Below are 13,072 nucleotides of genomic sequence, written 5' to 3' on the forward strand. Positions count from 1 at the left end.
TCACTCCACCGGCAGGTCGAGCCCGGCTCGGGTGCCCCGTCCACCAGGACGCGGTCCCAGCTCGAGCTGGCCGCCCAGCTCGGACTCCACGAGCGTGCGCACGATCGTCAGCCCCAGGCTGCTCGACGCGTCGAGGTCGAAGTCGGCCGGGAGGCCGCGCCCGTCGTCGTCGACCGTGACGTGCAACCGGCCGACGAGGCGCTGCGCGGTCAGCACGATCTCGCCGGTCAGGTCCGCGTCGTCGGGGTCGAAGCCGTGCTCGACCGCGTTCTGGAGCAGCTCGGTGAGGACCATCGCCAGCGCCGTGGCCGACTCGGAGGGCAGCACGCCGAAGGTGCCGGTACGGCGTACCCGCACGCGGCTGCCGACCGCGCTCACCTCGGTGACCATCCGCCCGAGCGGGTCGATGATCTCGTCGAAGTCGACGCGCTCCTCGACCGCCTGGCTGAGGATCTCGTGCACGATCGCGATCGACCCGACGCGTCGTACCGCCTCCTCGAGGGCGAGCCGGGCCGACTCGTTGTCCATCCGGCGCGCCTGGAGCCGCAGCAGCGCGGCGACGGTCTGCAGGTTGTTCTTCACCCGGTGGTGGATCTCCCGGATCGTGGCGTCCTTGGTGACCAGCTCACGGTCGCGGCGGCGCAGGTCGGTGACGTCGCGCACCAGCACCAGCGCGCCGATGTGGTCACCCTGCGGCCGCAGCGGGATCGAGCGCACGATCAGCGCCACCCCGTCCGTGCCGATCTCGGTGTCGCGGTGCGCCCGCCCGCCGAGCACCGCGCTCAGCGTCTCCTCGTCGGGCCGTCGCCGGGGCGGCACCAGCTCGCGGGTCGTGTCGGCCAGGGACAGCCCGGTCAGGTCGCCCGAGTGGCCCAGCCGGCGGAAGACCGACAGCCCGTTGGGGCTGGCGTAGACGACGCGACCGGCCGCGTCGACGCGGAGGAACCCGTCGCCGACGCGCGGGGTGTCGGCGTGGTCGCTGCGCTGCCCGGCGGCCGGGAAGTACCCGTGCGCGATCATCTGGGTCAGGTCGGCGGCGGACTGCAGGTAGGAGAGCTCCAGGCGGCTCGGGGTGCGTACGCCGAGCAGGTTGGTGTTGCGCGCGACGACCGCGATCACCCGCCCGGCCCGCCGTACGGGGATCGTCTCGACCCGCACCGGCACGTCGTCGCGCCACTCCGGGTCACCCTCGCGGACCAGCCGACCCTCGGCGTACGCCGCGTCGATCAGGGGCCGGCGACCGACGGGCACGAAGGTGCCGATCACGTCGTCGACGTACGCCGTCGGACCGGTCGTCGGACGCATCTGACCGGCCGCCCAGAAGCCCTTGCCCTCCCGGTCCGGGAGCCACAGGACCAGGTCGGCGAAGGACAGGTCCGCGATGATCTGCCAGTCCGCCTGGAGCAGCTGGAGCCACGCGACGTCGTCCGCGTCGAGCTCCGTGTGGCTGCGCACGAGGTCGGTCAAGGAGGGCACACGGCCAACACTAGGGCGCACGGGGACCCCCACTGGACGTCAGACCAGGCTTTGGCAGGATGGCCTCCATGTCCGGGTCATACTGGCGGCAGGTGCATGCCGAGGGTCTCGCGGTCCCCTCCGACCGCCCGCTCGACGAGCTGACCGCGGAGCTCACCCGCATGCTCGGGGACCCCGATCCGGCCCTGCGCGACGGTACGGCGTACCCCGCCCTGATGACCTGGATCGAGCGTGGCGTGTACGACGACCTGCTCGTCGGCCTGGGCGACGGGATGGCCAGCGGGCTGCTCGTCGGCATCGGCGAGCGCGACACCGACACGGTCTTCCGCCGCAGCTTCTCGGCCCTCGTGCTCGGCGAGTGCATCGCCCGCGACAACGTGCGGCCACTGCTGCCGGGCAGCCGGATCCTGGAGTGGGGCGACCGGCTGACGACCTGGCTCCTGCGCGAGCGCGACCTGCGCGGCTACGTCCCCGGCAAGGGATGGGCGCACGCCGTCTCGCACGGGGCCGACACGATCGCGATCCTGGCCCGCTCCCCCCACCTGGCCACCCCCGAGCTCACGGTCCTGCTGGACGTGATCGCCGACCGCCTGCTGCTGCCGGTCGACCGGCTCTTCAGCAGCGGCGAGGGCGACCGGCTGGCGTTCGCCACCGTCGCCATCCTCCGCCGCAACATCGTCCCGCTGCGCGTCCTCGAGCCCTGGATCGCCCGGATCGCCTCGTCGGCCGGCATCCGCTCGTCGTACGACGACCGCGACCCCTACCTCGCCGGCGGCAACGCCGAGGCCTTCCTCCGGGCGCTCTACCTGCAGCTCTCGCTGGGCAGCCGACCGCCGCAGGTGCGCTCCGACCTCCTGCTCGTGGTGGTGGAGGCGCTGAAGAGCACCAACCACGCCTACCTGGTCACTACGGGTGAGTAACCTGCGGGCATGCCCGACAACGACCTGACCGGCCACGCCGGCGAGCTGGCGATCGCGGTGGCGCAGGCCCACGGCGTCGACACCCTCTTCACGCTCTCCGGTGCGCACGTCTTCCCGCTCTACGACGGGGCGGTCAAGGCCGCCGAGCCGGTCACGCTGCTCGACGTACGCCACGAGCAGACGGCCGCCTTCGCCGCCGAGGCCACGGGCAAGCTGACCCGGGTGCCCGGTCTCGCCGTGCTCACCGCCGGACCGGGCGTCACCAACGGGCTGAGCGCGGTGGCGCAGGCGCAGTTCGCCGGCTCGCCGATGGTCGTCGTCGGAGGCCGCGCCCCGCAGGGCCGCTGGGGCACCGGCGCCCTGCAGGAGCTCGACCAGCCGCCGATCTTCGCGCCGGTCTCCAAGCTCGCCCGGACCATCCCGACGGCCGGCGAGGTCCTCGCCGGGATGGACGAGGCCTTCGTGACGGCCCGGTCGTCCCACCGCGGCCCGGTCTTCGTGGACGTGCCGATGGACGAGCTCTTCAACAGCGCCACCGGCCCGGTGCCGGAGGTCGGCCCCGTGCGGGGTGCCGACCCCGACCCCGACGCCGTCGCGCGGATCGCGGCGCTGCTCGCCGGCGCCAGCCGACCGGTCCTGATCCTCGGCACCGACGTGTGGGCCGACCACGCGGAGGAGGCGGCGCTCCGCTTCGTCGAGGCGGTCGGCGTCCCCACCATCACCAACGGCATGGGCCGCGGCATCGTGCCGGGCGGCCACCCGCTGCTCGTGACCAAGGCCCGCAGCACCGCCCTCGGCGGCGCCGACCTGGTCGTCGTCGTCGGCACCCCGCTGGACTTCCGGCTCGGGTACGGCGTCTTCGGCGGCAAGGACGGTGCCACGCCTGCCCAGGTGGTGCATGTGGCCGACTCCGCCGGCCAGGTCTCCGGGCACGCCGAGCTCGCCGCCTCGGCGTACGGCGACCTGACCTCGGTCCTCGACGGCCTGCTCACCGGGATCCAGGGCGCCGCGCACCGACCGGACTGGTCCGGGTGGGTGGGTGACCTGCAGGCCGCCGTGTCCGCCGCCGTCACCCGCGACGCCGCGCTACTCGGCGCCGAGGCCGACCCGATCCACCCGGCCCGGATCTACGGCGAGCTGCTGCCGCGGCTGGCCGACGACGCGGTCGTGATCGGTGACGGCGGCGACTTCGTCAGCTTCGCGGGCAAGTTCGTCGAGCCGAAGCGGCCCGGCGGCTGGCTCGACCCCGGCCCCTACGGCTGCCTGGGCGCGGGACTCGGTGCGGCGATCGCCGCCCGGATCGCGCGGCCCTCCTCGCAGGTCGTGCTGCTGCTCGGCGACGGCGCCGCCGGCTTCTCGCTGATGGACGTCGACACGCTGGTGCGCCACCGGCTGCCGGTCGTGATGGTGATGGGCAACAACTCCGCCTGGGGCCTGGAGAAGGGGCCCATGCAGATGCTCTACGGCTACGACGTGATCGCCGACCTCTCCCCCAGCACGTCGTACGACGGGGTGGTGCGCGCGCTGGGAGGCGGCGGCGAGACCGTCACCGACCCGCGGCAGATCGGCGCCGCCCTCGACCGCGCGTTCGCCTCGGGGGTGCCCTACCTGGTCAACATCGTCACCGACGTCGAGGCCGTCTACCCGCGCGCCAGCTTCGGTGTCTGAGCCGCACGACGGGCCGGTCGTGCGGCGGGCCCGGCCGGAGGACCTCGAGGCGGTCGGCGAGATCACGGTCGCGGCGTACGCCGAGTTCACCGACGGCCCCGACGACCGCTACGTCACGCTGCTGCGCGACGCCGCCCGGCGCGACCGCGAGGCGGAGCTGTGGGTGGCCGAGGTGGACGGCGTCGTCCGGGGCAGCGTGACGATCGCCCTGCCGGACTCGCCGTGGCGGGAGATCGGCCGGGACGGCGAGGGCGAGTTCCGGATGCTCGCGGTCTCCCCCGACGCCCGACGGATGGGCGTCGGCGACGCGCTCGCCCGGCTGGTCCTCGACCGCTTCCGCGAGCTCGGCTTCCGCAGCATCGTGCTCTCGAGCCTCGCGAGCATGAGCTCGGCGCACCGGATCTACGAGCGCCTCGGCTACCACCGCATCCCCGAGCGGGACTGGTCCCCGCAGCCGGGTGTCGACCTCATCGCCTACGCGAAGGACCTGTAGTGGACGCCACCCTGACCTTCACCGTCGCCGACGACGACACCGCGATCGCCGTCGGCTCCGGCAGCCTGCCGGTGCTCGGCACCCCCCGGCTGCTCGCGTGGTGCGAGGCGGCGACCTGCGCCGCGATCGACCCGACCCTGCCCGCCGGCTCCACGAGCGTCGGCACCCGCGTCGAGCTCGAGCACCTCGCCGCGAGCAAGGTCGGCCAGGAGGTCGAGGTCACCGCGTCGGCGACGTACGTCGACGGGCGCCTGCACCGCTTCACCGTCGCCGCGCGCAACATCGGCGGCAAGGTCGTCGGCACCGGCGAGATCACCCGGCTGGTCGTCGACGGCGAGCGGTTCCTGGGGCGGCTGTGAGCGGGCCAGGGATACCCGGTTAACCGGGTATCCCTGAACTCCTGCGTCACTGCACGGCCACAGAAGTTGATGAAGTGCCCGAGGAGTCAGGTCGATTTCCCACCTGGACCCACGTTTGAGAGGATGACCCTTGGCCTCCGGGCCGATTCGTTTCGATCAGGAGGAAAACCATGGGCAAGACCGGCCGCAAGCGTCGCGCTCGCAAGAAGAAGGCTGCCAACCACGGCAAGCGTCCCAACGCCTGAGCGCACCACATGACAGAACCCCCGAACCGTCGGTTCGGGGGTTCTTTCGTCGGTACGCCGAGGAGCTATCCCTCGCGGATCTGCACCTGTACGGCGCGGATCTTGAAGAGCACCCGCTGGCGCAGGTCGTCGGGCGCCACCTCGGCGCACGACCGGGCCACGACGGACTTCACGGTGCGCTGCAGGTCGTACTTCTCCAGGCACGGGTTGCAGCTGTCGAGGTGGACCCGGACCGCGGAGCAGTCGGCCTCGTCGAGCTCGTTGTCGATGAAGTAGACGATGCGGTCGAGGAACTCGGCGCAGTCGCTGGCGGACGGGTCGGTGCCGTGCTCGTGGTTCATGACTTGCCCCCGTCGCGGCCGACGGTGAGGAGGTCGTTGTCGCGGACGTAGTCCGAGAGCAGGTCGCGCAACTGGCGCCGGCCCCGGTGCAACCGGGACATGACGGTGCCGATCGGGGTGTCCATGATCTCGGCGATCTCCTTGTAGGCGAAGCCCTCGACGTCGGCGAGGTAGACCGCGAGCCGGAACTCCTCGGGGAGCCGCTGCAGGGCGTCCTTGACCTCGGAGTCGGGCAGGTGCTCGAGCGCCTCGGTCTCGGCCGACCGCAGGCCCGTCGAGGCGTGGGTCTCGGCGCGGTGCAGCTGCCAGTCCTCGACGTCCTCGGACATCGACTGCTGCGGCTGCCGCTGCTTCTTGCGGTAGTTGTTGATGAAGGTGTTGGTCAGGATCCGGTAGAGCCAGGCCTTGAGGTTGGTGCCGGGCCGGAACTGGTGGAAGGAGGAGTACGCCTTGGCGAACGTCTCCTGGACCAGGTCCTCGGCGTCGGACGGGTTGCGGGTCATCCGCATCGCGGCGCTGTAGAGCTGGTCGAGGAACGGCAGCGCGTCCCGCTCGAAGCGGGCCGAACGGTCGGCCTCGGTCTCGGTCTCGATGTCGACGACCTCAGGGGTCGTCTCGGCAGGGTCGGTCATCGCTTCCCAGAGTAGCCCCGTGGGGCGTTCGAGCAGTGCCTGCATGCTCATGGAACGCGACACACGCGCCGGTCATTCCCGCTGCCGCTACCCGCCGGTCCCCGTGACCTCACGCAGAATCCACTCGAGCGTGGACTCGACGATGATCCCCATCGCCTCCGCCTCGGTGAGCCCGGCCCGGGCCGGAGTCGTGAAGCCGTGGTCGGCGGCGGGTACGACGGCCAGGTCCAGATCGGCCGGGAACTCCTCGGGCCGGCCGAACGGGTCCCGCTCTCCCTGGACGACCAGGGTCGGCACCCGGGCGTCCCGCAGCTCGTGGAGCCGCGACTTCTCCGGCTTGCCCGGCGGGTGCAGCGGGAAGGCCAGCGCCAGGCACCCCGAGGAGCCGAGCTGCTTGGCGCAGCGCGCCGCGGACCGGGCACCCGCCGACCGGCCGCCGACGACCAGCGGGGTCCGGGTCTTCAGGGCGTTGGCGGCCGCCACGAGGCCGGCGTCGAGGGTGGCGGGCGGGGTGGCGACCTTGCGGCCGGCCAGCCTCCACGGCTGCTCGAGGAGCACGACGGTCACGCCGTTGCGGGGCAGGTCGGTGGCGAGCGCGGCGAGGTCGCGGCTGTCGATGCCGCCGCCCGCACCGTGGCTGAGCAGCAGGGTGGCGACCGCGCCGCGGGCCCGGCGTACGACGAGGCGGGCCTCGCCGTGCGGGGTGGCGATGCGGCGCTCCAGGGCACTCACGAGTCCTCCAGGCGCAGCGGTTCGAGCAGCTCCGGGCCGTTGTTGCGGACGTTGCTGACCAGCGTCGAGACCGGGTAGGCCTCGAGCCTGCCCGGGGCCGCCGGGACCAGCAGCTCGACGTCCCCGCCGTGGCGCGGGTCCAGCCACGCGTCCCAGCGGTCGCGCTCGACCATCAGTGGCATCCGGTCGTGGATGTGGCCGACCGAGTCCTCGGCCTCGGTGGTGATCACGGTGCACGTCCACCGGAACCGGTCCGGGTCGTCCTCGGCCTTGTCGGGGTCGCGCCAGATCTCGTAGAGCCCGGCCATCGCCAGGATCCCGTGGTCCTGCGGGCGGATGAAGAACGGCTGCTTGCGCGGCTTGCCGGATGCGGTGAGCTCCTGCGTCGGGTACCACTCGAAGTAGCCGTCAGCAGGGAGCAGGCAGCGCCGCTTCGCGAAGGCCCGCTTGTACGCCGGCTTCTCGGCGACGGTCTCCATCCGAGCGTTGATCATCCGGTTGCCGATCGACGGCTCCTTCGCCCAGGCCGGGATCAGGCCCCAGGTGAGGACGCGGAGCTGGCGCTCCGGTGGCTCCGGGCTGTCCTTGGAGGGCGGCCGCTCGACGACGGCGTACACCTCTTTGGTCGGCGCCACGTTGTAGTCGGCGTCGAGGGCGTCCTGGATCCGGCTCTCGACGATGTCGAACTCGTCGACGAGGTCCTCGGGGCGTCTGCTCGACGCGTAGCGGCCGCACATGCGGTCACTCTAGAGGCGGCTACAGACGGGTGAGCTCGTCGAGCAGGAGAGCGGCCGACCGGTCGGAGTCGGGCAGGCCCTCGATCCACACCCGCGGCCGGGGCGGCCCGGCGCGCTCGAGCATCCGCGTCAGCAGGTCGACGCGGCGCAGCAGGCGCGCGTCGCGCTCCGCGAGCACGACCAGACGGCCGGGGGCGATGTGCCCGATGGTCTCGCTGCCCGGGAAGACGCCCCGGACCGTCGCTCCGACCTGGGCGTCCTCCATCGCCCGGGCGAGCGGCTCACCGAGCTGCTCGGCGTCGCGGGCCGCGTCGGCCGCGACCACGACCAGGGCGTGCGTCTCGTGGACCGGGCCGGCGCGGAAGAGATCGCCGAGGCAGGTGCGCAGGTGGGCGAGGCTGGCCAGCCCGGTCAGCGGGTCGGTGCACGACACGTTGTGCAGGTAGCCCAGGGTCGCGTCGCTCCACGCCACCGCGAGCGCGCGGACCTCGGCGTGGTCGGGCTCGGCGCCCCGGACCAGGCGCCAGGTGGTGGCGAGGTCGTCGAGCGCCTCGGCGAGCGAGACGCCGTCGCGGGCGAGCACGCCGCCCAGCACCTCGCAGGCGGCGACCGAAACCGATCCCGAAGCAAGGACCTCCCCCACTGCCTCGAAGCGTGGCGGCAGGGCCGCTCGTAGCTCCAAGGACAGCTCCCGTCCTGCTTCGGGATCGCCCGTGGTCGTGCTTCGCTTGCGCGTCGCGTTCCAGTCCACGGTGGCTCCCCCAAGGTTTCGGTCTGCCGGCGATGGGACGGCGTGCGTACCGGGCCATGACGCGAATCTCGAAAAAGATTTCGTCGCCTTTCGCGCGCTGGCGCGTTGAGCCTGCGTGGGCCCCTCCGTCTCGACCCTCGACGAGCGCAGCGATGCCGAACTCATCTCGGCCGTGCGCGCGGGAGACGTCGCGTCGTACGGCGAGCTCTTCGCCCGCCACGTGGACGCCGCGCGGCGGCTCGGCCGGCAGCTCGTCCCCGGCCCGGACGTCGACGACCTGGTGTCCGAGGCGTTCACCAAGGTGCTCGGGGTCCTCCAGCGCGGCGGTGGTCCCGACCTCGCCTTCCGCGCCTACCTCCTGACCGCCGTACGCCGGCTGCACGTCGACCGGATCCGCTCGACGGCCCGCCTGCACACGACCGACGACCTCACCCCGTTCGACCCCGGCGTCCCCTTCCGCGACACCGCCGTCGAGGGCTTCGAGAGCGCCGCGGCCGCGCGGGCCTTCGCCTCGCTCCCGGAGCGCTGGCAGCTCGTGCTGTGGCACACCGAGGTCGAGGAGCAGAAGCCCGCGGAGGTCGCCCCGCTGCTCGGGATGACCCCCAACGCGGTGTCCGCGCTCGCCTACCGGGCCCGCGAGGGGCTCCGCCAGGCCTACCTGTCGATGCACGCCGCCGACAACGAGGACGACACCTGCGAGCGCACCCGCGCCGAGCTGGGCGCCTACGTGCGCGGCGGTCTCTCCCGGCGTGACGCGGCCCGGGTCGAGCAGCACCTGCAGGAGTGCCGCGCGTGCACCGCTCTCTACCTCGAGCTCACCGAGGTCAACTCCAACCTCCGCGCCGTGCTCGCGCCGCTGCTCCTGGGCAGCGCCGCGGCGGCGTACGTCGCCTCGACCGGCAGCGTCAGCGCCACCGGGCTGGCGCTGCTCCTCGGCCGGGCTCGCGACGCCGTGCTCGCGCACGGCCCGACGGCGGCCGTCGCCGGCGTCGCGGCGGCTGCGGTCGTGGCCGCGTCGGTGATGACCTTCAACCAGGACCGCGACGGCAGTCCGAGCGCCGAGGACACCCCGGCCCTCAGCGGTCCGGCCGGCGCGGGCACGCCGTCCGTCGCACCCGGTCGGGACCGCCCGCTCCACCGCGATCGTCGCGGCGCCGGTCCTGCGGCCGAGGACGCCCCGGCCGCGACGCCGCGGACCGGTGCGTCCGCGCCCGCACCCTCGTCGGAGCCGTCCACCCGCCCCTCGGCGGGACCGACCGGCGGCGGTCACCCGACGACCCCGCCCACGGCCGAGCCGAGCCGGCCGCCGACGGAGCAGCCGTCCACGCCGCCGCTCGTCGACCTGAGCGCCGACGTCTCGGTCGGCCCGGACGGCGTCGCCGTCGGGCTCGGCCTCGGGCTGGGAGGCGTCCCGGTGGTGCCGCACACCACCGTGGGAGTGCCATTGCCCCCGTTGGGGTAAACACGAGGCATGACCGTCAGCAGACTCATCGCCCGCCCGATGCTCGCGTCGATCTTCGTCGTCGGCGCCGCCACCGCCCTCAAGAACTCCTCCGGCACGGCCGCGAAGGCCGACCCGGTCACCTCCCGCCTCGTGCCGCTCGCCAAGAAGGCCGGCATCCCGCTGCCGGAGGACCCCGAGACCCTGGTCAAGATCAACGCCGCCGTCCAGATCGGCGCCGGCCTGGCGCTGGCCACCGGCCGCGCTCCGCGGATCTCGGCAGCCGTGCTCGTCGCGTCCCTGATCCCGACCACCGCCGCCGGACACCGGTTCTGGGAGATCGAGGACCCGGCCCAGCGCACCCAGCAGCGACTGCACTTCTTCAAGAACCTGTCGGTCGTCGGCGGCCTGATCATCGCCGCGGGCGACACCGACGGGAAGCCCGGCGTCGCCTGGCGGGCCCGGCACGGCGTACGCGACGCGCGCCGCGAGGCCAAGCGGCTGGCCCACGACGCCCGTCGCGAGGCCAAGCTGGCTCGGGCGCGGATCGGCTGACCGCTCGGCCGCCACTAGGCTGTCGCGCGTGACGAACCCCCTCGAACCGTGGCCCGCGCCGCGGGTGACGCAGCCCGTGGACGTCGTCGTCACGCTGCCCGGCAGCAAGTCGATCACCAACCGCGCGCTGATCTTGGCGGCGGTCGCCGACGGACCCTCCGTCGTACGGCGGGCGCTCCGCTCGCGCGACACCTCCCTGATGGCCGCGGCGCTGACCTCGCTCGGCTCGACGGTCGACACGTCGGGCGAGGACTGGCTCGTGACACCCGGCGTCTTCGACCGGGACGCGGTCGTCGACTGCGGCCTGGCCGGCACCGTGATGCGGTTCGTGCCCCCGGTCGCAGCGCTCGCGCGCGGCTCGGTGTCCTTCGACGGTGACGAGCACATGCGGCAGCGCCCGATCGGCCAGGTGCTCAACGCGCTGCGCGACCTGGGCGTCTCGATCGACGGCGACACCCTCCCCTTCTACGTGCACGGCACCGGCTCCGTGCCCGGCGGCGTGGTGGTCGTCGACGCGAGCGGGTCGTCGCAGTTCATCTCCGCGCTGCTGCTGGCCGGCGCCCGCTACGACGCGGGCGTCGACGTGCGCCACGACGGCAAGCCGGTGCCGTCGCTCCCCCACATCGAGATGACGATCGCGATGCTGCGCGAGCACGGCGTCGAGGTCGACGACGGGGATGCGAACCGCTGGCGGGTGGCTCCTGGTCCGATCAAGGCGATCGACCACGTCATCGAGCCCGACCTCTCCAACGCGGCGCCCTTCCTCGCCCTGGCCGCGGTGTCCGGCGGGTCCGTGACGGTGCGCGACTGGCCGCACGCGACGACCCAGGCCGGTGACGCGCTGCGCGGGATCCTCACCGAGATGGGCTGCACCGTCGAGCTCGTCGACGAGGGCCTGCGGGTCACGGGCCCGGGGAGCCTGCACGGCATCGACGTCGACCTGCACGACGTCGGCGAGCTCACTCCCGCGATCGCCGCCCTCTGCGCGCTCGCCGACTCACCGTCGCACCTGCGCGGCATCGGCCACATCCGCGGGCACGAGACCGATCGGCTCGCCGCCCTCGCCGCCGAGCTCGGCGCCCTCGGCGCCGACGTCACCGAGCACGCCGACGGGCTGAGCCTGCGGCCCGCTCCGCTGCACGGCGGGGTCTTCCACACGTACGCCGACCACCGGATGGCCCACGCGGGCGTCATCGTCGGTGCCGCGGTCGACGGGGTGCTCGTGGAGAACATCGCCACGACCGGCAAGACGTTCCCCGACTTCGCGGGCTTCTGGTCGGGGCTCGTCGTCCCATGACGAACCGGTACTCCGACCAGGACATCGAGCACTACGACCGTCCCCGCCGGCGTACCCGCCCCCGCACCAAGGACCGCCCCACCTACGACGACGCCGTCGACGGGGTCGTCGTCACCGTCGACCGGGGCCGCTACACGCTGCTCCTCGACGGCCACAAGGTGATGGCGATGAAGGCGCGGCCGCTCGGCCGCAAGGGGGTCGTCGTCGGTGACCGGGTCCGGGTCGTCGGTGACACCACCGGGGACGACGGCTCGCTGGCGCGGATCGTGGAGGTGCACGAGCGCGTCACCACGCTGCGGCGTACGGCCGACGACGACGACCCGGTCGAGCGGGTGATCGTCTCCAACGCCGACCAGCTGGTCATCGTCACCGCTCTCGCCGATCCCGACCCCCAGCCGCGGCTGATCGACCGCGCCCTCGTCGCGGCGTACGACGCCGGGATGCAGCCCCTGCTGTGCCTGACCAAGGCCGACCTGGCCGACCCCGAGACCCTGCTGGTCACCTACCGCTCGCTCGGGGTGCCGTGGGTGGTGACCGAGCGCGGCGGCGACCTGACCGCGGTGCGCGCGGCGCTGGACGGCAGGATCAGCGTGCTCGTCGGCTCGAGCGGGGTCGGCAAGTCCACCCTGGTCAACGCGCTGGTGCCGACCGCCTACCGCGACGTCGGCGTCGTCAACGCGGTCACCGGCCGCGGGCGGCACACGTCGACGTCGGCCTTCATGCTCGCTCTCCCGGACGACGCCGGGTGGATCATCGACACCCCGGGCATCCGGTCGTTCGGGCTCGCGCACGTGCAGCCCGAGAAGCTGATCGAGGCCTTCCCCGACCTCGACGAGATGACCGAGGACTGCCCGCGCGGCTGCACCCACGGCAGCGACGAGCCGGAGTGCGGGCTCGACGAGGCGGTGGCGGCAGGTACGGCGGACCCGCTGCGGGTCGAGTCGTTCCGGCGCCTGCTGGCGGCCCGGAGCGAACCTCTCTACTAGCCCCAGACGGCCCGGGCGCCGGCCTCGCCGGTGAGGAAGACCAGCACCAGCGTGGCGACCGCGGCGACCGCGAGCAGCAGGTCGAGCACGATCCGGAGCGCACCCGTGCGGGTGGCGAACCAGCCGGCCGCCAGGGCGATCACGCCGAACGCGATCGTCACCCAGAGCAGCTGACCGGCCCGGTCCTCGTGCGTCTGGACCTGCGGGCTGGAGCGCAGCTCGGGCTTGTGCTCGAGGAAGTTGTCGCCGGTGAGGTAGGCCGCGACGATCGACAGGGTCGCGACCACGGCCAAGCCGACCATCGGCCACCGGAGCTTCAGCCGCCACCGGGGCACCAGGAACGCCAGCGCGACGAGGGCTGCGATCGGGCCGAAGATGACCGCTGCGTGCACCACCAACGGGTGCAACGGAAGTCCGTTGATCTCCATAGGTGAAGGTT

16 protein-coding genes are annotated in these 13,072 nt (G+C 73.1%); 9 read left to right on the forward strand and 7 right to left on the reverse strand.

Translation table 11 applies throughout. The features are described 5' to 3' along the window. Positions 1 to 1,476 carry a sensor histidine kinase gene (locus ABEA34_RS04180; RefSeq protein WP_345519563.1) on the reverse strand — a complete coding sequence of 492 codons (1,476 nt, stop codon included), beginning with the start codon at positions 1,474 to 1,476 and terminating at the stop codon, positions 1 to 3. A 68-nt stretch (positions 1,477 to 1,544) separates the two neighbouring features. On the opposite strand from ABEA34_RS04180, the gene ABEA34_RS04185 reads away from it, so the two are divergent. The 5 genes from ABEA34_RS04185 (at position 1,545) to ABEA34_RS24125 (ending at position 5,161) form a co-directional block, all read left to right on the forward strand. Continuing rightward, positions 1,545 to 2,396 (forward strand): DUF2785 domain-containing protein, encoded by an 852-nt coding sequence (locus ABEA34_RS04185; protein ID WP_345519565.1) that lies wholly within the window; start codon positions 1,545 to 1,547, stop codon positions 2,394 to 2,396. A 9-nt stretch (positions 2,397 to 2,405) separates the two neighbouring features. Further along, positions 2,406 to 4,064 carry an acetolactate synthase gene (locus ABEA34_RS04190; RefSeq protein WP_345519567.1) on the forward strand — a complete coding sequence of 553 codons (1,659 nt, stop codon included), beginning with the start codon at positions 2,406 to 2,408 and terminating at the stop codon, positions 4,062 to 4,064. Next, complete coding sequence (locus ABEA34_RS04195) at positions 4,057 to 4,557, forward strand: GNAT family N-acetyltransferase (protein WP_345519568.1); 501 nt, start codon at positions 4,057 to 4,059, stop codon at positions 4,555 to 4,557. The genes ABEA34_RS04190 and ABEA34_RS04195 overlap by 8 nt, the downstream gene beginning before the upstream one ends. Continuing rightward, positions 4,557 to 4,916, forward strand: a complete 360-nt coding sequence (locus ABEA34_RS04200) for a thioesterase family protein (RefSeq protein WP_345519569.1) — start codon at positions 4,557 to 4,559, stop codon at positions 4,914 to 4,916. Before ABEA34_RS04195 ends, ABEA34_RS04200 begins: the two co-directional genes overlap by 1 nt. A gap of 170 nt (positions 4,917 to 5,086) precedes the next feature. After that, the gene (locus tag ABEA34_RS24125; protein WP_371863162.1) at positions 5,087 to 5,161 is read left to right on the forward strand and encodes a 50S ribosomal protein bL37; all 75 of its coding nucleotides are present in this window, start codon (positions 5,087 to 5,089) and stop codon (positions 5,159 to 5,161) included. 65 nt (positions 5,162 to 5,226) lie between these two features. On the opposite strand, the gene rsrA is transcribed toward ABEA34_RS24125, so the two are convergent. The 5 genes from rsrA to ABEA34_RS04225 all read right to left on the reverse strand — a co-directional run bounded on the left by rsrA (position 5,227) and on the right by ABEA34_RS04225 (position 8,285). Then, positions 5,227 to 5,502 carry a mycothiol system anti-sigma-R factor gene (gene rsrA / locus ABEA34_RS04205; protein ID WP_345519570.1) on the reverse strand — a complete coding sequence of 92 codons (276 nt, stop codon included), beginning with the start codon at positions 5,500 to 5,502 and terminating at the stop codon, positions 5,227 to 5,229. Further along, positions 5,499 to 6,134 carry a sigma-70 family RNA polymerase sigma factor gene (locus tag ABEA34_RS04210; protein ID WP_345519572.1) on the reverse strand — a complete coding sequence of 212 codons (636 nt, stop codon included), beginning with the start codon at positions 6,132 to 6,134 and terminating at the stop codon, positions 5,499 to 5,501. The genes rsrA and ABEA34_RS04210 overlap by 4 nt, the downstream gene beginning before the upstream one ends. Before the next feature lie 87 nt (positions 6,135 to 6,221). After that, positions 6,222 to 6,866 carry an alpha/beta hydrolase family protein gene (locus tag ABEA34_RS04215; RefSeq protein ID WP_345519574.1) on the reverse strand — a complete coding sequence of 215 codons (645 nt, stop codon included), beginning with the start codon at positions 6,864 to 6,866 and terminating at the stop codon, positions 6,222 to 6,224. Beyond that, positions 6,863 to 7,603, reverse strand: a complete 741-nt coding sequence (locus ABEA34_RS04220) for an SOS response-associated peptidase (RefSeq protein ID WP_345519576.1) — start codon at positions 7,601 to 7,603, stop codon at positions 6,863 to 6,865. The genes ABEA34_RS04215 and ABEA34_RS04220 overlap by 4 nt, the downstream gene beginning before the upstream one ends. Before the next feature lie 19 nt (positions 7,604 to 7,622). Further along, entirely contained in the window at positions 7,623 to 8,285 is a 663-nt protein-coding gene (locus ABEA34_RS04225; protein WP_345519578.1) for a hypothetical protein, read from the reverse strand. Positions 8,286 to 8,469: 184 nt separating this feature from the next. Here ABEA34_RS04225 and ABEA34_RS04230 point away from each other — a divergent pair, with 184 nt between their 5' ends. Genes ABEA34_RS04230 through rsgA form a run of 4 tightly spaced genes read left to right on the forward strand, consistent with a single transcriptional unit; the run spans position 8,470 to position 12,633 of the window. Further along, entirely contained in the window at positions 8,470 to 9,816 is a 1,347-nt protein-coding gene (locus ABEA34_RS04230) for a sigma-70 family RNA polymerase sigma factor (protein ID WP_345519580.1), read from the forward strand. Between the two features lie 9 nt (positions 9,817 to 9,825). Further along, entirely contained in the window at positions 9,826 to 10,350 is a 525-nt protein-coding gene (locus ABEA34_RS04235) for a DoxX family protein (protein ID WP_345519582.1), read from the forward strand. A gap of 28 nt (positions 10,351 to 10,378) precedes the next feature. Beyond that, positions 10,379 to 11,647, forward strand: coding sequence for a 3-phosphoshikimate 1-carboxyvinyltransferase (gene aroA / locus ABEA34_RS04240; RefSeq protein ID WP_345519584.1), 1,269 nt, complete (start codon positions 10,379 to 10,381; stop codon positions 11,645 to 11,647). Further along, the gene (gene rsgA, locus ABEA34_RS04245) at positions 11,644 to 12,633 is read left to right on the forward strand and encodes a ribosome small subunit-dependent GTPase A (RefSeq protein ID WP_345519586.1); all 990 of its coding nucleotides are present in this window, start codon (positions 11,644 to 11,646) and stop codon (positions 12,631 to 12,633) included. The genes aroA and rsgA overlap by 4 nt, the downstream gene beginning before the upstream one ends. Here rsgA and ABEA34_RS04250 read toward each other — a convergent pair. Continuing rightward, entirely contained in the window at positions 12,630 to 13,061 is a 432-nt protein-coding gene (locus ABEA34_RS04250) for a DUF2231 domain-containing protein (RefSeq protein ID WP_345519588.1), read from the reverse strand. The genes rsgA and ABEA34_RS04250 overlap by 4 nt on opposite strands. Between the last annotated feature and the right edge of the window lie 11 nt (positions 13,062 to 13,072).

The organism is Nocardioides conyzicola, assembly GCF_039543825.1.
In the GTDB taxonomy this organism is placed as follows: Bacteria; Actinomycetota; Actinomycetes; order Propionibacteriales; family Nocardioidaceae; genus Nocardioides; species Nocardioides conyzicola.

Bases quoted from the DNA above. Each gene is read 5' to 3' on its own strand.
- ABEA34_RS04185 (WP_345519565.1), top strand. From the start codon at position 1,545: ATGTCCGGGTCATACTGGCGGCAGGTGCATGCCGAGGGTCTCGCGGTC.
- ABEA34_RS04190 (WP_345519567.1), top strand. From the start codon at position 2,406: ATGCCCGACAACGACCTGACCGGCCACGCCGGCGAGCTGGCGATCGCG.
- rsrA (WP_345519570.1), bottom strand. From the start codon at position 5,502: ATGAACCACGAGCACGGCACCGACCCGTCCGCCAGCGACTGCGCCGAG.
- ABEA34_RS04210 (WP_345519572.1), bottom strand. From the start codon at position 6,134: ATGACCGACCCTGCCGAGACGACCCCTGAGGTCGTCGACATCGAGACC.
- ABEA34_RS04220 (WP_345519576.1), bottom strand. From the start codon at position 7,603: ATGTGCGGCCGCTACGCGTCGAGCAGACGCCCCGAGGACCTCGTCGAC.
- ABEA34_RS04235 (WP_345519582.1), top strand. From the start codon at position 9,826: ATGACCGTCAGCAGACTCATCGCCCGCCCGATGCTCGCGTCGATCTTC.
- rsgA (WP_345519586.1), top strand. From the start codon at position 11,644: ATGACGAACCGGTACTCCGACCAGGACATCGAGCACTACGACCGTCCC.
- ABEA34_RS04250 (WP_345519588.1), bottom strand. From the start codon at position 13,061: ATGGAGATCAACGGACTTCCGTTGCACCCGTTGGTGGTGCACGCAGCG.